We start from the raw sequence: 18982 nt of genomic DNA on the forward strand, positions 1-18982 counted from the left end.
ACACCCCCATCGGAGTGCTGCGCAGCGTCCAACGACCGGTCTACGACACGCTGATGTCAGACCAGCTGGACACCGCCCTCGAACGCGACGGCAAGGGCGACCTCGGTTCGCTCCTCGCCGGGAACGACACCTGGACGGTCGTCGGCTGAGCTCCGACCGTACGCGCGCCGCCCGGGGTTCGGGCCCGGTTCTCCCAGGGGATCAGGCCCGGGCCCCGTCGTATGCCCGGCGGGCCGCCTGCACCGCGTCCACCTGGCGTTCGGTCCAGCGGGCGAGCGCCCACACCTGCTCGGCGGCCTCGACGCCGAGCGGCGTGAGCGAGTAGTCGACGCGGGGCGGGATCACCGGCTTCGCGTCCCGGTGGACGAAGCCGTCGCGTTCCAGCGTCTGGAGGGTCTGGGCCAGCATCTTCTCGCTGACCCCGGCCACCGCGCGGCGCAGTTCGCTGAAGCGGCACGAGCGCTCCAGCAACGCCGCCAGCACGAGGACGCCCCAGCGGCTCGTCACGTGCTCCAGGATCAGCCGGGACGGGCACATGGGCTGGTTGACGTCCCAGGACAGGACAGAGGAAAGAGCCGCACCCCCGCCCGGAGCCGCGCCCCCGCCCGAGCCCTGTGAAGCCTCCACGCCCGGCGATCCCTCCGGTCGCTCCGCATTCTGCGGGCTCTGCGGGCTCTGCGGGCTCTGCGCAGTTTCCGGGCTCTGCGGGCTCGTCGCGTTCTTCGCACTCACTGCCATGCCAGTACCTTACTTCAAAGTGGGTACTTTCTCTCAGTTAGCGCTACCCGTAAGGTCGTGACCGAGGCGCGCAAGCGGGCCGAACCACCGGGTCCGAGCCGCCGCTCCCGAGCCTCAGTCCGAAACCGAAACCCGAACCCGAACCCGAATCCCAGAAAGCGGAGACCCACATGAGCATCGTTGTCACCGGAGCCACGGGCGCACTCGGCCGCCTCGTCGTCGACGCCCTGCTGGCCACCGTCCCAGCAAGCGAGGTCGTCGCGGTCGTACGCGACAAGGAGAAGGCCGCCGCCCTCGCCGCCCGAGGGGTGGAGCTGCGCATCGCGGACTACGACCGCCCCGAGACCCTCACCGGAGCCTTCCGCGCCGGCGACCGCGTGCTGCTGATCTCCGGCAGCGCGGTGGGCCGGCGGGTGCCGCAGCACGCCGCGGTCATCGACGCGGCGAAGGCGGCGGGCGTCGCCCAGCTCGCGTACACCGGCATCCTCGGCGGGCCGGAGGCGGACTTCACGCTGGCCGACGAGCACCGGACCACCGAGCGGCTGATCCTCGACTCCGGACTGCCGTACACCTTCCTGCGCAACGGCTGGTACACGGAGAACTACACCGCCAACCTGGCCCCGGTCCTGGCGCACCGCGCGGTCGTCGCGAACGCGGGCGACGGCCGTGTCGCCTCCGCCGCCCGGGCCGACTACGCCGCCGCCGCGGCCGTCGCACTGACCGGCGAGGGCCACCTGGGCGCCTCCTACGAGCTGAGCGGCGACACCGCGTGGTCGTTCTCCGAGTACGCCGCGCTGCTGTCCGAACTGACCGGCGAGACCATCGCGTACCGGAACGTCCCGGCCGCCGCACACCAGGAGATCCTGGTCGGCGCGGGGCTGCCCGAGGCTCTCGCGGCGATCCTCGCCGATGTGGACGAGGCGATCGGACGGGGCCGGCTCGCGGGGACGAGCGGCGACCTCGCCCGGCTCATCGGCCGCCCGACGACGCCCCTCGCCGAGACCGTGCGCGCCGCCCTGTCCGCCGCCTGAGCCTCGGCTCCTGCCCCTCCCCCGCAGGGCTGTCCGGCGGCGTCATGAGCCAGTCACATGCAGTGTCATGAGTGTTTCCGCGAGACGGCTATGACACACGGCCCTGCCGGCGCTACCGTCGTCCCGTCGGCGGACTGGCCGGCGCGGGCGGGCCGGGAGGGCACGTGGAGGGGAAGAACGAACAGCGAGCGGGTCTGCTGTACGGATTCGGCGCGTACGGGATGTGGGGCCTGGTCCCGCTGTTCTGGCCGCTGCTCAAACCGTCCGGGGCCATCGAGATCCTCGCCCACCGGATGGTCTGGTCGCTCGGCGTCGTCACCGTCGCCCTGCTGGTCGTACGGCGCTGGGCGTGGATCGGCGAGCTGGTGCGCGACCCGCGCCGGCTGGGCCTGATATCGGTCGCCGCGGCGACCATCACGGTCAACTGGGGCCTCTACATCTGGGCGGTGAACAACGGTCAGGTGGTCGAGGCTTCACTCGGGTACTTCATCAATCCGCTGGTCACCATCGCCATGGGCGTCCTGCTGCTGGGCGAACGGCTGCGGCCCGTCCAGTGGGCCGCGGTGGCCACGGGCCTGGTCGCCGTTCTCGTTCTGGCGATCGGGTACGGCAAGCCGCCCTGGGTCTCCCTGGTGCTGGCGTTCTCCTTCGCCACGTACGGCCTGGTGAAGAAGAAGGTGAACATGGGCGGCCTGGAGTCCCTGGCCGCCGAGACCGCCGTGCTCTTCGTGCCCGCGCTCGGCTTCCTGCTCTGGCTCGCCGCCACCGGCGGGTCGACGTTCACGGCCGGGGGCGCGGGACACGGGTTCCTGCTCGCCGCGACGGGCATCGTCACGGCGATCCCGCTGATCTGCTTCGGTGCGGCGGCGGTCCGGGTGCCACTGTCCACGCTGGGGCTGCTCCAGTATCTGGCCCCGGTCTTCCAGTTCGGTCTGGGCGTCCTCTACTTCCATGAGTCGATGCCGCCCGAACGGTGGGCCGGGTTCGCCCTCGTCTGGCTGGCGTTGTCACTGCTGACCTGGGACGCGTTGCGGACGGCTCGGCGCAACCGGGCTCTGGCGCTCAAGCTGCTGACGACGGCGGCCGCCGCGCCCGCGACCGCGAACCCGCCCCCCTCACCCGCGGCGCCCGCGACCGCCGCTCCGCTTCCCGCATCCGTCGCCTCCCCCACTCCTCCTCCCGCGTCCGCCGCCCCTCGCGCAGCGCCTGGCGGGCCGACCGCGCCCGAGCGGCCCGCGGGCCCCGGGGAGCCCGCGCAAGAAAAAGTAACCTAGTTGCTTTTTTGACTCGGTTGCGCTTTTCTGATGCCCCGGACGGTACCGCCGGACGAGGCGACAGAGGGAGCGGGCAGGCATGGCCGACATGGACGTATGCGACGACGTACTCATCGTGGGAGCGGGGCCCACCGGGCTGGTGCTGGCCTGCGATCTGGCCCGGCGCGGCGCTGCCGTGCGGATCGTGGACCGGTCGCCCGCGCCGCCGCGCACCTCGCGCGCCAAGGGCCCCAACCCCCGGTCCCTGGAGATCCTGGACGACCTCGGGGTGGCCGAGGAGGTGCTCGCCGCGGGCTCGGCTCCGCTGCCGATGCTCAAGTACCGTGACCGCCTCCCGGTCGCGGAGGCCGATCCGTGGGCGGACTCCGCGCCGTCCCCCGAGGCCCCCTACGACCGTGGACGGCTGATCGCCCAGTGGCGGTTGGAGGAAGTCCTCCGGGACCGGCTGGCCGGGTACGGCGTCCGTGTCGAGCTGGGCCGCGAGGTCGTGGGACTGACGCAGGGGCGGGGCGGGAGAGCCGGAGGCGGGGGAGCCCCGGGAGGCACCGGGTTCGACGAGGACGGCGGGCACGGCCGGGGCAGCGGCGGGAGCGGCCGGGGCAGCAGCGGGAGCGGCCGGGGCAGCAGCAGGGGCGGCAGGGGCAGCAGGGGCGGCAGGGGCAGCGGGGGCGGCAGGGGCCATGTCGACGTCACGTACGCCGAAGGGCCGGCGGGGCGGGCACGGTACGTCGTCGGCTGCGACGGCGCCCACAGCGCTGTACGGAAGCTGCTCGGGATCGGGTTCGAAGGGACCACGGACGAGGACCAGGTGATGGTCTGCGGCGATGTCGACCTGGTCGAGGGCGTTCTGGACCGTGCCCGCTGGCACCAGTGGTTCGACGAGGACGGCGCGGTCATGCTCTGCCCGGTCCCCGGTACGCGGGCGGGCTGGTGGTTCCAGGCCGGGCCGGAGCGGGACGGGCGGGGGCGGCCCCTCGCGCCCACCGCCGACGGGTTCCGGCGGCTGCTCGCCCACCACACGGCGCTGCCCGGCCAGGCCCTGGTGCGGGCCGAGCTGTTGTCGACGTACCGGGTCAACGTGCGGATGGCGGACCGTTTCCGCGCCGGGCGGGTCTTCCTGGCGGGCGACGCGGCGCACGTGCACGCCGTCGCGGGCGGCCTCGGGATGAACACGGGCATCCAGGACGCGTTCAACCTGGGCTGGAAGCTCGGCCTGGTCCTCGCCGGGCACGCGGACGAAGAACTGCTGGACACCTACGAGGAGGAGCGGCTCCCCGTGGCCGCCCGGACCCTGGACCTCACCTCGGAGCGGTTGCGGGCCACCCTGGAGGCGATCCGCCGGCCCGGCGGGGGCCTGGACGCGGCGATCACCCCGGACACCACCGGCCTGGACGTCGGCTACCGCTGGAGCTCCCTCGCCGCCCGCCCCGCTCACCCTCCCGTCGCGCCGGAGGCCGTCGACGGCTCGCCCCGCCCTCCCGCCTCCCCGGAGACCGACGGCGGCTCATCCACCGCCTCCACCGCCTCCACCGTCCCCGCCGTCCCCGCCGTCCCCTCCGACCCAGCCGACCCAGCCGACCCAGCCGACCCAGCCGCCTCCGCCGCCGGGGGCCGGGCGCCCGACACCGGGGGCCGGGCGCCCGCCGCCGGGAGGTCCGCCCCGTACGCCGGGGACCGGGCCCCGGACGCCCCGTGCGTGGACGCGGCGACCGGAGCGCGTACCCGCCTGCACCGCGTCTTCGCGGGCCCCCGCACCACGGTCCTCGGCTTCGGCCCCGGAAGCGCGGCGGTCCTGCGCGAGGCGGGGACGTCGTTCGGCGGCGCCGGGGTGCGGACCTGCCGGGTGTACGCCCCGCACGAGGACCGGGCCGGGGCGGAGCCGGGGGCGGTGGTCGACGACGCGGGCCACGCGGCCGCCGCGTACGGAACGAGGGCCTCCGGCGGGGCGGGCGCGGGCATCGTCGTGGTGGTCCGCCCCGACCATCACGTGGGCGTGTACGCCTCGGCGGACGACCCCCGCGCGGTACGGGAGTACCTGCGCCGGATACACGGAGCGGACCGGTCCGCGGGACGGTCGCCCGACATGGTGGACGCGTGCGGTAAAGGCTGATTGAGTGCCCGGATGGGGACTGTCCTGGGGGCCATGAGGAACGTGCGGTGGCATGAGCTGCGGCACGCGTACGGTTCCGCTTCCCAGGTTCCCGGTGTGCTGTCGCGGATCGCCTGGGGTGACGCTCCGACCTCGGACGAGGCCCTGGGCGATCTGGAGCGGTGGATCGGCACCCCGCCCGTCTTCGACTCGACGGCGGCGACGGTGCCCTTCCTCTGGGAGCTGGCGATGACGGACACGGTCAGGGACCGGGCGGGCGTCCTGGATCTGCTCGCCACGATCCTGGCCGCCGGAAACGCCGGCCACCCGGCGTGGACCCGCGCCGCGCACGAGGCGGTGGCGGCGGGCCGCGCCACGGCCGCCCGTCTGGCCGCCGCTCCCGGCGCACCCGGGACCGGCGTCGGGACCCCTCCCCCGGCACCGGCCGTACGCACGGCGGCCCTGCGCCTGCTGGCCGCGATCGACCGGCACGCCTGCCCCGCCTGCACCACCTGAGCCACCCCCGCCCCCGGCCCCGGCCCCGCCCCGGGACCGCGGTCACCAGGCTCGGCCCCGGATCACGGAGGAGCGGCCTGACCGGTGGCGGTGAGCCGGGCCCGATGGGCCCGGACCTTGTGGCGGTTGCCGCAGCGCTCCATCGAGCACCAGCGACGTCGGCCGGGGCGGGACGTGTCCACGAACAGCAGGCGGCAGTCGTGCGCGCCGCACGTGCGGATCCGGTGGGCGTAGGCCCCCGTGAACAGGTCGATCGCGTCACGGGCGACGGTGGACAGCAGCCCGGCCCCGGTGCCCCCCGATGCCCAGGCCCGATCGCCGCCCGCCGTCAGCCGGGCCGCCAGCGGCGGGTGCGCCGCCGCGTCGTTGAGGGTGGCGAGGTCGTCCGGAAGGGGCGGCGTTCCCTGCACATGGGCTTCCGCCAGCCGCCAGAGGGCGTCACGCAGCGCACGCGCGTCCGCCACCTCCGCCGCGCTCACGACGAGCGCTGCCGGGCCGGAACCGGTACGGGCGCCGGAGCCGGTACGGGCGCCGAGCCCGTCGGGCAGCCGACTCTCCGCCGCCCAGCGCATCAGGTCGGCCGGTTCGTGCAGCACCTCGAAGTGCGACAGGCGGCCGGGCCCCCCGGTCGGCAGCAGCTCCAGACACAGCGCGCCCGGATCGAACCGGAACGAACTCCCGTCCGGATGCCGGAGCAGCAGCCCCGGGGGCTCCTCCCGCCCCGGCCCCGGCCGTTCCCCCTGTTCCGGCGCGTCCGTTGCCTTTTCACTCATGTAACCACTATAAACGGTTTCCATGACGCAGACACTGTCCTGGAAACTCGTGATCGACAGCACCGACCCGCACGCGCAGGCGGGATTCTGGGCGGCAGCCCTCGGCTATCTCGTGGAGGACAACAGCCCGCTGATCGAGCGGCTGCTCACGGCCGGAGCCGTGCCCGAGGCCGCCACGACCCACGCCCACGGCCGCCGCGCCTGGCTCGACCTCGCGGCGGCCCGGCATCCGGACGACCCGTACGACGAGGTCAGCGGTACGGGGCAGGGGCGGAGGCTGCTTTTCCAGCGGGTGCCCGAGCCGAAGACGGTGAAGAACCGCCTCCACATCGATGTGCACGCGACCCCGGGGCAGCGCGACGCGGAGGCGAAGCGGCTGGAGGGGCTGGGCGCGCGGGCACTGCGCACGGTCGACGAGCAGGGCGGGAGCTGGATCGTCATGGCGGACCCCGAGGGCAACGAGTTCTGCCTGAACTGATCCCCCGCGACCCGCGGCTTCCGCCCGGGCCCCGCCCGGTCGGCGCGAGCCGGACCCGTACCGGCGGCCGCGAGGTGCGTCACGTCGGCGCAGCCCGTACAGACAGGCGGCAGGCGGCACCGGCTCGCCGCGCCGGCACCCGAGGCGGGCGCCGGGACCCATGACCACGCCACCGCCCGCGGCCGGCCGGGCAACCACCGCTACGGTAGATGCGTCGTACAGGGAAACGACGCGCAGCAAAGGGAGCGACAGACGCGATGGACGAACACCTGGTGAGAGCGTTCCGGTGGGCCGCACGCGGCGTGGGCACCGCCCTCGACTACGTCAACCTGCGCACCGGCGTCGGGACGCTCACCGGCGGCCTGCGGAACGCCGTAGGCCGCAAGCGGCGCTAGGCGTACCGACCCACGAGGCCGGGAGGCCGCGAGGCCGCGAGGGGTCGTAGTCCGGGGGCGGCGCGGGGGCCCATGGCCTCCGCGAAGGCACAGGGCCTCGGCCCGGCCCACGACGACCTCTGCCCGGTCCGTGACCTCAGGGTTCCTCCCCGTCGGCTCCGTCCCGGTCGCGTCGCACGTCCTCCCGGATGCGCTCCGCCATCAGGTCGGCGAGCGGGTCCCTCACATCCCAGGAGTGCGCGGCCGGGTGCCGGTCGTACAGCACGCAGGCGTCACCCTCCCTGACGGACAACCGGCGGATGACGGCCGGACACGGCAGCAGCTCCGTGAAGCGGAACGTCCTGCGCCCGCCACCGTCGGCCCAGAACATCCACAGATCCCGCCCGGCGGGAGCCGACGCCGACCAGAGCTGCGCCGCGTGCTCGACCGCCCCGTCGTGCTCACCGAGTTCACAGAGCAGGAAGTCGTCCAGATCGGGCGCCTCCGACGCCTGACCCGGCCCGTCCGCCAGACCCATGAGCGCGACGCGCGCACCCATCTCGGGAAGTTCGGTGAAGGCGGTGCACTGCAACATGACGCTCATCCTTGCCGGACAGGGGCTGAAAAGGCTGAAAGGGCTGAAGGGGCCGGAGGGGCGGGAGGGGCAGAGGTACGGGCGGGGGCCAGGGGGCGCATGACGAGCCCGTACCAGGCCGCCGCGTCCCGGGCGACGAACTCGTACGGCAGCCCGTCCGCGAGCCGCCCCAGCGCATAGTCGTGCTCACCGAAGCTGTCCGCCCAGCAACGGAGTTCGGCCGGCGCGTCACGCCGCCCCCCGGCAGGGACCGGATACAGCGCACGGGCCGGAACCCAGGGCGCGTACGGGACCGGGTCCAACGCGTCCGCGAAGCGCCGCGCCTGCCGCCGCAGCCAGCACAGGGCCAGCCGCCGCGAAGGGGCGAGCACCCCGCCGAGCCGGACAGACCGCGCCGCATCGCCCCCGTGACTCTCGGCGACATACCAACGACCCCGCACCTGCGCCGCGTTCACAGCACCTCACCCCGACTGCGGGCATTCAGCCGCGCGGTCCTGGCCCGAAGCTGCTCTATCAGGAGCGCGGGCCGGACCCGCCGCGGCTCGGCCTCCCACTCGGCCCCACCACCCACAGGCCGCAGCGACCAGTACGGGCCGGCGACCCCACGGAACTCCCCCACCCGGTCACCACGACCGGTGTCCACCACGAGCGTGCCAGGGGCCGGAGGGCCGGGAGGCTGCTGCGCGTTCGGGCAAACGTTCTCGCCGTACACCTATCGCTCCTCTCTGTAGCCAAATGACTACCGGGGCGATTCAGCGTGACCTACCGTGAGGAGCCATTCAACTTGCCCATTCGGCACGGAAGATCGGGGCGGGGTCCGTGAACATCAAGGAGTTGAACCCGGAAGCCTCCGCGCAGGCGGCCTACGGTGCACGTCTGCGCGGGTTACGGGAAACGCGGGGCTGGACGCAGGAGGAGCTGGGGAACCACAACGGCTACTCCAGCACGCACATCTCGTCGGTGGAAACTGGTCGCAAACTCGCGACCTTGCGCTTTTCGCGTAGTACGGACCGGGTGCTGGGGCTCACCGGGACCGAGGCGTCGTTCGAACGCGAGCTGGGCCAGATCAAGCACGGCAGCCTACTGGAGGGCTTCCCGGAGTTCCTCGGCTACGAGCGCCGGGCGGCGGAGATCCGGCTGTACGAGGTCGGAGTCATCCCTGGCCTGCTCCAGACGCCGGAGTACGCCAGGGTCCTGGCCGACAGCGCCGTCAGGCGACAGGCGATCACGGCCGACCAGGCGCAGGAGCGCGTCGCGCTGGTCGCGGAACGCCAGGCGGCCCTGGTCCGGGAGAAGCCGCCGCTGGTCTTCGCGATGCTGGACGAGAGCTGCGTCCGCAGGCCGGTCGGCGGGCCGGCGGTCATGAAGGCGCAGATGGACCGCCTGATCGAGTTCGCAGAGCAGCCCAACACCGTGATCCAGGTGGCGACGTTCGACATGGGCGAGCACCGCCCGTTCGACCTTCCGCTCTACATCCTGACCCTGCCCGACCGCTCGCTCATGTCGTACGCGGAGTCGGCGCAGCAGGGCTATCTGGAGCGCGAAAGTGGCTCGGTGGTTTCCCATCTGACGGCCTACCATCAGATGCAGGCGGTGGCGCCCTCCCAGGCGGCGTCCGTAGACATGTTCAGGCAGTTGCGAAAGGGCACCCCGTGACAACCGAGACTCCCCGTTGGTACACGTCCTCCTACAGCAACAACGGCGGCGCGTGCGTCGAGGTCGCCACCAACCTCGCCGCCCCGCACGGCATCGTCCCCGTCCGCGACTCCAAGAACGTCAGCGGCCCCGCGCTGAGCGTTCAGGCCGGCGCGTTCACGGCCTTCGTCACGGGTATCAAGTCCGGAGAGTTGCAGCACCCGTAACCACCAGGAGAGGGCACCCCGTGACAACCGAGACCCCCCGTTGGTTCACGTCCTCGTACAGCGACAACGGCGGCCAGTGCGTCGAGGTCGCCACCAACCTCGCCGCCCCGCACGGCATCGTCCCCGTCCGCGACTCCAAGAACGTCAGCGGCCCGGTCCTCGACGTCCCCGCCACAGCGTTCACCGCCTTCGTGGCCGGCGTCCGGACCGGGGGCTTCGGCACCGCCTGAGCCACCCGGACCGCCGGAGCAACGGCCCCACCGTACCCGCGCGGTGGGGCCGCCACCGTGCTGCTTCTTGACGCAGGACTCCTGGAAAGGACTTCTCGCGGACGGGTGCCCTCGACGCTGACGTGGTCGCCTCCGCCGAGGCCGGTGAGTGGTTTTGTGGAGCCCTGGCACCAAGGAAGCCCGGACGTTCAGAGTCTCGTCCACCTACCGTCAAGCGGCGGGCCCGGGATATCCCGAAACCCGCTCCGGGCTGCGCGAACGTCTCGTTCTTGCGCAGGTGGACGAGAGTGAGCATCGCCTGCTTGAAGCAACCGAGCTTGCTCCGACGGGTGTTGCGCGCCAGGCGGTGCTCGTACAGCAGCCCGAACGCGAGGCCGTGGCTCACCGCGCGCCGCTACGCTCGCCTCGTGAGCGAGATAGCGGTCGTACGTGATGGCTCCGGTCCCGAGGTCCTGTTCGTGCACGGCGGCGCGGGTCCGCGCACGACGTGGGGGCCGCTCGCTCCCCTGGCCGGCCGGTGGGCGCCGGCGTACGTCCATCGCCGCGGCTATCCGCCGAGCCCGCCACCACCGCAGGGGCGTCAGGACTTCGCCGTGGACGCCCTGGACCTGGCGCCGCTGCTCGTCGGCCGCCCGCATGTCGTCGCCCACTCCTACGGCGCTCTGGGGGCGTTGATCGCAGCCGCTGCCGCGCCGGGCGGCGTGCGGTCCCTCACCCTGATCGAGCCGCCGCTCAACTACCTCGTCCCTGACGATCCGGAGGTGGCACGACTGGAGCGCCTCGGGAACACGGTCCTCACCCACGGTATGGAAACCGACCCCGCCGCGCTGCGCGAGTTCCTCCGGCTCACGGGTGCTCCCGTCGGCGACGGCCCGCTCCCCGAGGGCGTGGCCGCCGGTGTCCGGCGGGCGCACGGTGGCCGGCCGACCGGCGAGGCGCGCCCGCAGCTCGATGCGATCCGTGCTGCCGGAATCCCGGTGCTCGTCGCGTCCGGAGGCCACTCGGCCGCGCTTGAGCGGATCTGCGACGCCCTCGCGGCCGTGCTCGGCGGGGAGCGCGGTGTGTATCCGGGCGCCGGTCACTTCGTCGCCGCGGCACCGGGCTTCACCGAGCGGCTTGAGACCTTCCTGCGCACGAACGACACATGACGGGCGGCGGACGGCCGGCCGGCCGGGCCGCGGTTCGTTCGACGCCGCTCGGCCACGGCCCGGGAAAGGTGGCCCTCCACCCGGCGGCCCTCGTCACCTGCTCACCGCCCCGCTCCCCTCCCACGCCCGGACACCACCTTGCCCTCATCCATGCTTGAGGTTCTACGGTGGCCGCGAGGCCCGCACGGCCGCACGGGACCGGACCGCACCACCGAGGGAGCATGCGTCATGACGGATCAGCAGCTCAGCGACGCCGAACTCGCCGGACAGCCCGCCGCCTACTGGACCGGGGTCGCCTACGAGGCGTTGATCGCCTACACCCGGGCGCAGCAGGCCGAGAAGGGCTACACCCAGCCGCAGTTCTGGCTTCTGCGCAACCTGTCGGCGAACGACATCTCGCCCGACGGCGAAGGGATGACCGTCCCCGAGCTCCAGCAGGCCATGGCGTCGTACATCCGGCCCGAGGACGACCTCGCGGCCGAGGGCGAGGAACTCGTGCGGCGGGGATGGCTGACCCGGGACGCGAGCGGCCGGCTGTGGATCACGGAGGAGGGGGAACAGACGCGCGTCGACCTCAGGCGCAACGCTCCGGCGATCCGCGCCGCACTGCACGACGGCATCGACGACGCCGACTACGTCACCACGATGAAGGTGCTGCGACGGCTGATCCGTAACGCCGGCGGGCCGGTCGCCTGACGGCAGCCCCCTATAGCCGATTCACCCCTGGCGGGCAAGCGGCCGTTCGGGCCCTTCTAGGGTGGGGCCCATGCCCACGCCACCCGCCTTCGCCCTCGTCGCCACGGACCTGGACGGCACCCTGCTGCGTCCCGACGACACCGTCAGCGCCCGGTCCCGCGCCGCGCTCGCACTCGCGGCCTCCGCGGGGGCCCGGCATCTGATCGTCACCGGGCGGCCGGTCCCGGGGATACGGGCGCTCCTCGCGGACCTGGCTTACAGCGGGCCGGTCGTCTGCGGGCAGGGCACCCAGCTGTACGAGGCCGGGGCGGGCGGCGGGCGGCTGCTGCGGTCCGTCACCCTGGACCGCGAGGCCGCCGACACCGCTCTGGGCAAGATCGAGGCGGAGGTCGGGGCCGTGTTCGCCGCCGTGGACCAGGACGGCGTGGACGGCGTGACCCTGATCGAGGCCGGGTACCGGATGCCGAATCCCACGCTTCCCGCCCAACGCGTCGGCTCGCGGGCCGCGTTGTGGGAGCAGCCGGTGATCAAGGTGCTGGTGCGCCATCCGGAACTGGGCGACGACGCGCTGGCAGCCGCCGCGCGGGGGGCCGTGGGCGATCTGGCGACGGTGACCATGGCGGGGCCCGGCACGGTGGAGCTGGCCCCGCCCGGGGTGGACAAGGGCACGGGTCTCGCGGTGGCCGCCGGACTGCTGGGGATCGGGGCGGAGCGGACGGTCGCGTTCGGGGACATGCCCAACGACCTGCCGATGTTCGCCGGTTCGGGCCACCGGGTGGCCGTGGGCAACGCACACCCGCAGCTGCGCGCGGCGGCCGACGAGGTGACCCTGTCGAACGCCGAGGACGGGGTCGCGGTGGTCCTGGAGCGCCTGTTCGGCGGCGACCGGGACGCCGCGTAGCGCCTGTTCGGCGACGGGAGCCGACATATGTCGCCGGTTCAGCGTCGGTTCCCGTACCGCCCGTTCGGCGAACCGGGCGTCCGGTCCGGCGGCACGGCGGCCCCGTACGGGCACTAGCTTGGTCTAGACCAAGCGGGGTACGCTTGCTTCGCCACCCATGACAGCCCCACGGTCATGGCGTTGCTGCTTGACATGCTCATGCCTATTCACTTCCGGGTGGACGGGCAGGAACCCCCACAGAGGAGTCGTCATGAAAAGCAAGAAGATGCTGGCCGTCGCCATCGGCGCGGGCATCGCCCCGCTCCTGGCCGTGAGCCTGCCGGCCGGCAGCGCGAGCGCACACGGCTACATATCCTCACCCCCCAGCCGACAGGCCCAGTGCGCCGCCGGCGTGGTCCCCTGCGGTTCCATCAAGTACGAGCCGCAGAGCGTCGAGGGCCCCAAGGGGCTGATGAGCTGTAGCGGAGGCAACGCCGCCTTTGCCGAGCTCGACAACGACGGCAAGGGCTGGAAGGTCACCCCGGTCGGCCGGACGACCAGCTTCAACTGGCGGCTGACGGCACGGCACGCCACCAGCACCTGGCAGTACTACGCGGGCGGCCGGAAGATCGCGGAGTTCAACGACGGCGGCGCCCGGCCCGGTGCGACCGTCACCCACCAGGTCGGCTTCGGCGGCCTGTCCGGCAAGCAGAAGGTGCTGGCGGTGTGGAACATCGCCGACACAGCCAACGCCTTCTACGCCTGCGTGGACGTCAACGTGAGCTGACGGGACACCGCACCACCCGGTCCCGCCGCACCTCCGGCCCCGCCGGGACGAATCCGCCCGGGCGCCGGAGCGCGCCGACGCGGTCGCGGGGACGCCGTCCTCGCGACCGCCCGCCGGTTCCCCGGGCAGCCGCCCAGCCGACAGGCCGGCCCACCGGTCGCCCCATCGAGACGAGGCCCCATGAAGCGCTACGAAGCCACCGCCCACGCCGTCGTCGTGACCCTGCTCGCCACCGGTCTCGCCGCCGGCCTCACCGCCGCCCCGGCGGCCGCGGCCCCCACCGCCACCGGACAGAAGGCCCGCGTCGGCGCCGACTGGTCGAGGCAGTCGATCACCTTCACCGCCGCCGCGGGACAGGCGAACGACCTCCACGTGGTCCCCATGGACCGGGGCGACGGGGTACGGCGGATCGGCTTCCGCGACGCGGTCCCGCTCGAACCGGGCGACCACTGCGCGTACCTCGAACCCGGGTACGACACCTACGTCGTCTGCGAGCTGCCCACCGACCGTGGCCGGCCGGACAGGATCGACGTCTTCCTCGGCGACCGCGACGACCGGATCGCGACCAGCGACCCCGGGGTCTCCACCGTCCGCGGCGGCCCCGGCGACGACGAACTGCACGCGCACTCCGCGCACACCGTACGGGGCGACGCGGGGGACGACATGGTCATGGGCCGCGCGGTCCTGGACGGCGGTGACGGCATGGACCACCTGATGGGCGACGACGGCGACCAGCGGCTGTGGGGTGGCCGGGGCGACGACATGATCGACGCGTACGAAGGTGCGGACGTCGTGTACGCCGGCCGGGGGAACGACCACGTCATGGGCGGGGACGGCGACGACGTCGTCCTCGGCGGCCCCGGCGACGACACGCTGCACGGCGAGGACGGTGACGACCTGGTCGCCGGCGGCACGGGGAAGGACACCGTTCAGGGCGGCCCCGGCCGGGACCTCGTCTTCCCGTAGGCGCTCCCGGGCCCCGCGAGACGCCCGGCGCGGCTCAGACCGGAGCCTTCGACTCCGGGGCGGGTCGAGCGGGCGGGGACGGCTCGGAGTCGTCGCCCGACAGCTCCTGTTCGGTCCACAGCACCTTGCCGTCCGGCCCGTGCCGGGCTCCCCAGTGCGAGGCGAGACGGGAGACGATGAACAGCCCCCGGCCGCCCTCGTCGACGGTCCGGGCGTGCCGCAGGTGCGGGGCGGCCGTGGAACCGTCGTGGACCTCGCAGGTGAGCGTGGAGTCCAGCAACAGGCGCAGGCGCAGCGGCGGGGTGCCGTAGCTGACGGCGTTGGTGACCAGTTCGCTGACGATCAGCTCCGTCGACTCGACGGTGTCCTCGTCCAGCCCCCAGTCCTGGAGCCGGTCGCGCACGAGCCCACGGGCGGTGGCCGGCGCCGTGCGGTCCTGGGCCAGGTCCCAGGTGGCGACCAGGTGATCGGAGACCGTACCCGTACGGGCCAGGAGCAGGGCCGCACCGGCGGAGCGGGTGTCCCCGGGCAGCGCGTACACGATGTCGTCGCCCAACTGCTGGAGACTGCGGCCCGGCCGGGCGAGCGTGTCCGTGACGCGTTCGGCGGCACGGTCTCCGGAGAGCAGGTCCGCGGTGCAGAACGCGAGGAGACTGCCCTCCTCCAGGGTGACGGAGCCCGGGGCGAAGAGGGCGCTGTCGGCCGAGAAGAGTCCGGGCCCCTCCGGTGCGTCGAGGGCCACCGCCCGGCCGTCGGGGCCGACGATCAGCGGCGCGGGGTGTCCGGCGCGCGCGACGGTGCAGGTGCGGGTGAACGGGTCGTAGACCCCGTACACGCAGCCAGCGCTCAGGGGCTCGCCCTGGAGGGGGTCTCCCGTGGGCAGGGCCGCGCGTTCGTGGGCGAGCCGGTCGGCGGTGTCCTTGAGCCGGGCGAGGACCTCCTCCGGCTCCAGGTCGAGGCCCGCCAGCGCCTGGATGACCGTACGCAGCTGGCCCATGACGATGGCCGACTGGAGGCCCTGCCCCGCGACATCGCCCACGACGAGCGCGGTACGGGCGCCCGACAGGGCGATGGTGTCGAACCAGCAGCCGCTGTCCCGGCCGGGCAGCAGGACGTGCGCGGTGTCGACGGCGGCCTGCTGCCGCTCGGCCTGCGGGAGCAGCCGCCGCTGGACGGTCGAGGCGATGACGTGCTCACGCTCGTAGCGTCGGGCGTTGTCGATGCTGAGGGCCGCCCGGGTCCCCACCGCGCCGGCCAGGGAGACGTCCTCGTCGTCGAAGGGCTCGGCCGCCCCGCAGCGGTAGAGGCTGACCAGCCCGAGGACCGCGCCCCGCAGGGTGAGGGGCACGACGATCAGGGAGTGGGCACCGGTCTCCGCGACGGCGCGCGCCCCCTCCGGGTCGGTTGCCAGCCAGGAGGTGTCCGGCCGGAGCGGGACGAGTCGGGCCCGCAGGTCGGCGGCGGCGAGCGCGTACGGCGTACGGACGGGGAGGCGGCGGGTCGCCCCGTCCGGACACTCCCGGGACCCGCTCCCGGCCTCCGCCGTGTCCCGGACGGCGTCGCACCGGCCGCTCGCGGCGCGGTGCAGCGGCGTCCTCGGCGGCAGCGGGCCCACCGGCGGGTCGGCGCCGCGCAGGACGTCGTCCACCACCTCGATGACCGCGAGGTCGGCGAAATCGGGTACCAGGGCGTCGATGAAGGAGCGGCAGGTGGCGGCGACGTCGAGGGAGCCGCCGACCGCGTCCCGCACCGCGGCGAGCGTGGCCTCCCTGGTGCGGGCCCGCTCCCGCTCGGTGACGTCCACGACCGCGGTCAGCAGGCCGAGGGCGGGCGCGTCGGGGCCGGCGGCGCCGTCTTCCGGGGCGCCTCCCGAGCCGTCTTCCGGGGTGCCCGCGGGGGTGCCCCCGCGGCGGCCTCCGGGGTCGTCGAGGCGGTAGGCGGAGACCAGGAACACCCGGTCGCCGGGAATCCGGCGCAGCCGGCCCCGGACGAGGTGGTCGCGCACCGGGCCTTCGCCGCGGAGGACCCCCTTCATGAGCTGCTCACAGCCGTCCGGGTCGTCGAGCCGGAAGGCGTCGGTGAACCGGCGTCCGATGTACTCCCCGGTCTCCTCTCCCTCGGCGAGCGAGTTGACGCGTACCAGCCGGAGCTTCGGGTCGAGCACCACCAGGCCGACGGCGGACTGGGCGAACAGTGTCGCCAGCGCGGCCGCGTCCAGCTGGTCCGGTCCGCCCTCGGGCGTCAGGGGCCCCGCGCCCGCCGTCCCGGCCGCCCCTCCCGGGCTCCCGGCCGTTTCCGAGCATTCGGTCCCTCCCGAATGTCGGGCCCCGGCCGTCTCGGCCGTCCTTCCAGGCCCGGCCGGGGTCTCGGCGTCCGCCACAGCTCCACCCGCCCTCCGGCTCGTGCGCACCGGTGCACCGGTGCCGGCACGCGCCGGACCAGCATCACCCGCCGCGCCCGGCCCGGCCACCGGTGCACGGCGGAGGCGTGAACGGCGGACCCCGAAACGGTGGCCGGCGCCCCGGGTCCCTGCGCCATACTGAACCGCTGAAGCACAGGGGGGCGCGGAGCGCATGGAGCACAGGGCGGACGGCAGGGGCCTGCCGGAACGTATCGGCGGGTACGCCGTGGAGCGGGAGCTGGGCGCCGGCGGGATGGGCACGGTCTATCTGGCGCGTTCCCGCGGCGGGCGGGCGGTCGCCGTGAAGGTGGCTCGCCCGGAACTCGCGGGCGACCCGCACTTCCGGGAGCGCTTCCGCGCCGAGGTCGCGGCCGCCCGTAGCGTGGGCGGCTTCCACACGGCTCCCGTGGTGGACGCGGACCCCACGGCGGACGCGCCCTGGCTGGCCACGGCGTACATTCCCGGGCCCACCCTCTCCGCGCTCCTGGTGGCCGAGGGGCCGATGGACGAGTCGCGGCTGCGGCGGCTGGGCGCGGCGCTCGCGGAGGCGCTGGCGGCGATCCACGGCTGCGGGCTGGTGCACCGGGACCTGAAGCCCGGCAACATCATCATGGCTCCGGACGGCCCGCGGGTCCTGGACTTCGGTATCGCGCGGGCGTTGGAGTCGACCCGTCTCACGGCCACCGGCACGGCCTTCGGCACACCGGGGTTCCTGGCCCCGGAGCAGGCCCAGGGGCAGGAGGTGGACGGGGCCGCCGACGTGTTCGCGCTGGGCGCGGTGCTCGTCGCGGCGGCGGGCGGCAGCGCGTTCGGGGCGGGTACGCCGATGGGCCTGATGTACCGGTCGGTGCACGAGCCGCCGGACCTGGCCGCGGTGCCGGAGGGGCTCCGGCCGGTCCTCGCGGCGTGCCTGGCCAAGGCCCCTGAGGAGCGGCCCTCGCCGGCGGGCCTGCTGGACCTGTTCGTACCGGACGCCGGGACGCACCCGCCCGCCGCGGCGTACGCCCCCACCGTGGCGGTGACCCCGCCGCCGCCCTCGTACGCCCCGTCCAACGCCCTCCTGCCGCACCTGGCCCCGACCGGGCCCGCACCGGTGGGCGGCGCGCCGGGCGACGAGGATCTCTCGTTCGTGGCGGTCGGCCCGGGGAGCTCCCTCCTGATCGACGCCTCGGGCGTGACCCTGGGCCCGGAGGGCGCGGAGGCGCAGTACTCCTGGGCGGAGATCAGTACCGTGACGTACGCGGCCGAGGGCCCCAAGCACCTCAAGGTCATCGTCTACCCGCACCGCGGCACGGCCCACCCGTGTCTTCTCGTCGCCCGCCGGCGGGCCCGCCTCCAGGAGTGGCTGGAGGATCTGCCGCTGATCCTGGAGTGCTTCGCGTAGCGGTCAGGTCTCCCCCGGTTCCGGTGACCGCCCGGCGGCTGCGGCGGAAGCCTCAGTGGCCCGGTGCGCCCAGCGACCGCAGGACGTGGTCCACCAGGGAGGCGATCCTCTCCTCGTCCTGGGCGGGCTTGCGCAGCACATAGCGGTAGTAGAGAGGGCCGTACAGCATCTCCACGGCCAGCGGGAGGTCCGCGCCGGGCGGGATCTGGCCCTGCTCCTGGGCTTTGCGCAGGCGGCCGACCGCTTCCTCGACGCGCGGATCGATCAGCTGCTCCCGCAGTTGCCGGGCCAGGATGTCGTCGTGGTGCAGCTCGGAGAGGATGCCCGCGTAGGCGGGGCCGAACGGCGGGACCGACAGCAGTTTCACCGCACCGGCGACGTGGGTGCGCAGGTCGGCGCCGATATCGCCGGTGTCCACGAACGGGGTGGCGTCGATCAGGGCGTCCGTGAACGCCTCCAGCAGCACCGCGCCCTTTGACGGCCACCAGCGGTAGATCGTCTTCTTGCTGACCCCGGCACCGGCCGCGATGGCCTCTATCGTGACGTGCCCGTACCCCCGCTCCGTGCAGAGGTCGAGGGCGGACCGCAGGATCGCGCGGCGTGACCGTTCGCTGCGGCGCACGCTGCTCGGCGATGTGATCATTCGGTGAGCATAGAGGGGTTCCAGCCAATCTCTTGTTGACAGCTCGTCGCCAAAGGCCGAACAATACCCAGGCGGAAACGGAACGTACCGTGTCGTGTCGTTCCCGTTGTCCGCACC

The 18982-nt window shown here is 73.8% G+C and carries 22 protein-coding genes and 2 pseudogenes; 16 read left to right on the plus strand and 8 right to left on the minus strand.

Translation table 11 applies throughout. The features are described from left to right. A pseudogene (locus tag ACIQMU_RS09640) lies at positions 1-149 on the plus strand (2-oxoacid:ferredoxin oxidoreductase subunit beta); the annotation flags it as partial. 52 nt (positions 150-201) lie between these two features. On the opposite strand, the gene ACIQMU_RS09645 reads toward ACIQMU_RS09640, so the two are convergent. Next, on the minus strand, positions 202-537 hold the full coding sequence (locus ACIQMU_RS09645) for a winged helix-turn-helix transcriptional regulator (RefSeq protein WP_402688746.1): 336 nt from the start codon (positions 535-537) through the stop codon (positions 202-204). Between the two features lie 371 nt (positions 538-908). Between ACIQMU_RS09645 and ACIQMU_RS09650 the strand changes: the two genes are divergently transcribed. The 4 genes from ACIQMU_RS09650 (at position 909) to ACIQMU_RS09665 (ending at position 5648) form a co-directional block, all read left to right on the plus strand. Then, positions 909-1769 carry an SDR family oxidoreductase gene (locus tag ACIQMU_RS09650; RefSeq protein ID WP_352242845.1) on the plus strand — a complete coding sequence of 287 codons (861 nt, stop codon included), beginning with the start codon at positions 909-911 and terminating at the stop codon, positions 1767-1769. Positions 1770-1933: 164 nt separating this feature from the next. Beyond that, positions 1934-3043, plus strand: coding sequence for an EamA family transporter RarD (rarD, locus tag ACIQMU_RS09655; protein ID WP_356733907.1), 1110 nt, complete (start codon positions 1934-1936; stop codon positions 3041-3043). A gap of 79 nt (positions 3044-3122) precedes the next feature. Next, a complete protein-coding gene (locus ACIQMU_RS09660) occupies positions 3123-5153 on the plus strand; it encodes an FAD-dependent monooxygenase (RefSeq protein WP_402688587.1) in 2031 nt (676 codons plus the stop codon). Between the two features lie 12 nt (positions 5154-5165). Beyond that, positions 5166-5648, plus strand: coding sequence for a hypothetical protein (locus ACIQMU_RS09665; protein ID WP_352242848.1), 483 nt, complete (start codon positions 5166-5168; stop codon positions 5646-5648). 62 nt (positions 5649-5710) lie between these two features. Here the strand turns inward: ACIQMU_RS09665 and ACIQMU_RS09670 are convergent, their stop codons facing one another. Beyond that, complete coding sequence (locus ACIQMU_RS09670) at positions 5711-6421, minus strand: CGNR zinc finger domain-containing protein (protein WP_402688588.1); 711 nt, start codon at positions 6419-6421, stop codon at positions 5711-5713. 22 nt (positions 6422-6443) lie between these two features. Between ACIQMU_RS09670 and ACIQMU_RS09675 the strand changes: the two genes are divergently transcribed. Both ACIQMU_RS09675 and ACIQMU_RS09680 read left to right on the plus strand, forming a co-directional pair. Beyond that, complete coding sequence (locus ACIQMU_RS09675) at positions 6444-6899, plus strand: VOC family protein (protein ID WP_402688589.1); 456 nt, start codon at positions 6444-6446, stop codon at positions 6897-6899. Between the two features lie 257 nt (positions 6900-7156). Beyond that, positions 7157-7294, plus strand: a complete 138-nt coding sequence (locus tag ACIQMU_RS09680; protein WP_402688590.1) for a hypothetical protein — start codon at positions 7157-7159, stop codon at positions 7292-7294. A 136-nt stretch (positions 7295-7430) separates the two neighbouring features. Here ACIQMU_RS09680 and ACIQMU_RS09685 read toward each other — a convergent pair whose 3' ends face one another. Genes ACIQMU_RS09685 through ACIQMU_RS09695 form a run of 3 tightly spaced genes read right to left on the minus strand, consistent with a single transcriptional unit; the run spans position 7431 to position 8580 of the window. Further along, the gene (locus ACIQMU_RS09685) at positions 7431-7868 is read right to left on the minus strand and encodes a hypothetical protein (RefSeq protein WP_402688591.1); all 438 of its coding nucleotides are present in this window, start codon (positions 7866-7868) and stop codon (positions 7431-7433) included. Positions 7869-7873: 5 nt separating this feature from the next. Continuing rightward, on the minus strand, positions 7874-8323 hold the full coding sequence (locus ACIQMU_RS09690) for a hypothetical protein (RefSeq protein WP_402688592.1): 450 nt from the start codon (positions 8321-8323) through the stop codon (positions 7874-7876). After that, the gene (locus tag ACIQMU_RS09695) at positions 8320-8580 is read right to left on the minus strand and encodes a hypothetical protein (protein ID WP_352239731.1); all 261 of its coding nucleotides are present in this window, start codon (positions 8578-8580) and stop codon (positions 8320-8322) included. Before ACIQMU_RS09695 ends, ACIQMU_RS09690 begins: the two co-directional genes overlap by 4 nt. Before the next feature lie 107 nt (positions 8581-8687). Between ACIQMU_RS09695 and ACIQMU_RS09700 the strand changes: the two genes are divergently transcribed. The 3 genes from ACIQMU_RS09700 to ACIQMU_RS09710 are packed head-to-tail and all read left to right on the plus strand — an operon-like array spanning position 8688 to position 9960. Next, entirely contained in the window at positions 8688-9524 is an 837-nt protein-coding gene (locus ACIQMU_RS09700; protein ID WP_352242854.1) for a helix-turn-helix transcriptional regulator, read from the plus strand. Next, the gene (locus tag ACIQMU_RS09705; RefSeq protein ID WP_352242855.1) at positions 9521-9730 is read left to right on the plus strand and encodes a DUF397 domain-containing protein; all 210 of its coding nucleotides are present in this window, start codon (positions 9521-9523) and stop codon (positions 9728-9730) included. The genes ACIQMU_RS09700 and ACIQMU_RS09705 overlap by 4 nt, the downstream gene beginning before the upstream one ends. Before the next feature lie 20 nt (positions 9731-9750). Then, positions 9751-9960, plus strand: coding sequence for a DUF397 domain-containing protein (locus ACIQMU_RS09710; protein ID WP_402688593.1), 210 nt, complete (start codon positions 9751-9753; stop codon positions 9958-9960). A gap of 104 nt (positions 9961-10064) precedes the next feature. Here the strand turns inward: ACIQMU_RS09710 and ACIQMU_RS09715 are convergent. Then, positions 10065-10345, minus strand: a pseudogene (locus tag ACIQMU_RS09715) (transposase family protein); the annotation flags it as partial. 22 nt (positions 10346-10367) lie between these two features. Here ACIQMU_RS09715 and ACIQMU_RS09720 point away from each other — a divergent pair. The 5 genes from ACIQMU_RS09720 to ACIQMU_RS09740 all read left to right on the plus strand — a co-directional run bounded on the left by ACIQMU_RS09720 (position 10368) and on the right by ACIQMU_RS09740 (position 14437). Further along, entirely contained in the window at positions 10368-11108 is a 741-nt protein-coding gene (locus ACIQMU_RS09720; protein ID WP_402688594.1) for an alpha/beta fold hydrolase, read from the plus strand. Positions 11109-11336: 228 nt separating this feature from the next. Continuing rightward, on the plus strand, positions 11337-11804 hold the full coding sequence (locus tag ACIQMU_RS09725) for a MarR family transcriptional regulator (RefSeq protein WP_402688595.1): 468 nt from the start codon (positions 11337-11339) through the stop codon (positions 11802-11804). 70 nt (positions 11805-11874) lie between these two features. Then, complete coding sequence (locus ACIQMU_RS09730; RefSeq protein ID WP_402688596.1) at positions 11875-12705, plus strand: HAD family hydrolase; 831 nt, start codon at positions 11875-11877, stop codon at positions 12703-12705. A gap of 250 nt (positions 12706-12955) precedes the next feature. Beyond that, positions 12956-13471: a lytic polysaccharide monooxygenase auxiliary activity family 9 protein gene (locus tag ACIQMU_RS09735; RefSeq protein ID WP_352242860.1), complete on the plus strand. Its 516-nt coding sequence runs from the start codon at positions 12956-12958 to the stop codon at positions 13469-13471. A 180-nt stretch (positions 13472-13651) separates the two neighbouring features. Continuing rightward, positions 13652-14437 (plus strand): calcium-binding protein, encoded by a 786-nt coding sequence (locus ACIQMU_RS09740; RefSeq protein ID WP_402688597.1) that lies wholly within the window; start codon positions 13652-13654, stop codon positions 14435-14437. 34 nt (positions 14438-14471) lie between these two features. On the opposite strand, the gene ACIQMU_RS09745 is transcribed toward ACIQMU_RS09740, so the two are convergent. Next, a complete protein-coding gene (locus ACIQMU_RS09745) occupies positions 14472-16655 on the minus strand; it encodes a SpoIIE family protein phosphatase (protein ID WP_402688747.1) in 2184 nt (727 codons plus the stop codon). A 355-nt stretch (positions 16656-17010) separates the two neighbouring features. Between ACIQMU_RS09745 and ACIQMU_RS09750 the strand changes: the two genes are divergently transcribed. Next, a complete protein-coding gene (locus tag ACIQMU_RS09750) occupies positions 17011-18222 on the plus strand; it encodes a serine/threonine-protein kinase (RefSeq protein WP_402688598.1) in 1212 nt (403 codons plus the stop codon). 52 nt (positions 18223-18274) lie between these two features. Here the strand turns inward: ACIQMU_RS09750 and ACIQMU_RS09755 are convergent, their stop codons facing one another. Continuing rightward, positions 18275-18865: a TetR/AcrR family transcriptional regulator gene (locus ACIQMU_RS09755; protein WP_402688599.1), complete on the minus strand. Its 591-nt coding sequence runs from the start codon at positions 18863-18865 to the stop codon at positions 18275-18277. Between the last annotated feature and the right edge of the window lie 117 nt (positions 18866-18982).

Source organism: Streptomyces sp. NPDC091649, from assembly GCF_044756785.1.
Classification (GTDB): Bacteria; Actinomycetota; Actinomycetes; order Streptomycetales; family Streptomycetaceae; genus Streptomyces.

What these genes read in the sequence shown, in the direction of transcription:
- ACIQMU_RS09685 (WP_402688591.1), bottom strand. Translation starts at nt 7,868, where the DNA reads ATGTTGCAGTGCACCGCCTTCACCGAACTTCCCGAGATGGGTGCGCGC.
- ACIQMU_RS09645 (WP_402688746.1), bottom strand. Translation starts at nt 537, where the DNA reads ATGTGCCCGTCCCGGCTGATCCTGGAGCACGTGACGAGCCGCTGGGGC.
- ACIQMU_RS09660 (WP_402688587.1), top strand. Translation starts at nt 3,123, where the DNA reads ATGGCCGACATGGACGTATGCGACGACGTACTCATCGTGGGAGCGGGG.
- ACIQMU_RS09750 (WP_402688598.1), top strand. Translation starts at nt 17,011, where the DNA reads ATGGAGCACAGGGCGGACGGCAGGGGCCTGCCGGAACGTATCGGCGGG.
- ACIQMU_RS09730 (WP_402688596.1), top strand. Translation starts at nt 11,875, where the DNA reads ATGCCCACGCCACCCGCCTTCGCCCTCGTCGCCACGGACCTGGACGGC.
- ACIQMU_RS09735 (WP_352242860.1), top strand. Translation starts at nt 12,956, where the DNA reads ATGAAAAGCAAGAAGATGCTGGCCGTCGCCATCGGCGCGGGCATCGCC.
- ACIQMU_RS09675 (WP_402688589.1), top strand. Translation starts at nt 6,444, where the DNA reads ATGACGCAGACACTGTCCTGGAAACTCGTGATCGACAGCACCGACCCG.
- ACIQMU_RS09670 (WP_402688588.1), bottom strand. Translation starts at nt 6,421, where the DNA reads ATGAGTGAAAAGGCAACGGACGCGCCGGAACAGGGGGAACGGCCGGGG.
- ACIQMU_RS09680 (WP_402688590.1), top strand. Translation starts at nt 7,157, where the DNA reads ATGGACGAACACCTGGTGAGAGCGTTCCGGTGGGCCGCACGCGGCGTG.
- ACIQMU_RS09650 (WP_352242845.1), top strand. Translation starts at nt 909, where the DNA reads ATGAGCATCGTTGTCACCGGAGCCACGGGCGCACTCGGCCGCCTCGTC.
- ACIQMU_RS09725 (WP_402688595.1), top strand. Translation starts at nt 11,337, where the DNA reads ATGACGGATCAGCAGCTCAGCGACGCCGAACTCGCCGGACAGCCCGCC.
- ACIQMU_RS09755 (WP_402688599.1), bottom strand. Translation starts at nt 18,865, where the DNA reads ATGATCACATCGCCGAGCAGCGTGCGCCGCAGCGAACGGTCACGCCGC.
- ACIQMU_RS09665 (WP_352242848.1), top strand. Translation starts at nt 5,166, where the DNA reads ATGGGGACTGTCCTGGGGGCCATGAGGAACGTGCGGTGGCATGAGCTG.
- ACIQMU_RS09740 (WP_402688597.1), top strand. Translation starts at nt 13,652, where the DNA reads ATGAAGCGCTACGAAGCCACCGCCCACGCCGTCGTCGTGACCCTGCTC.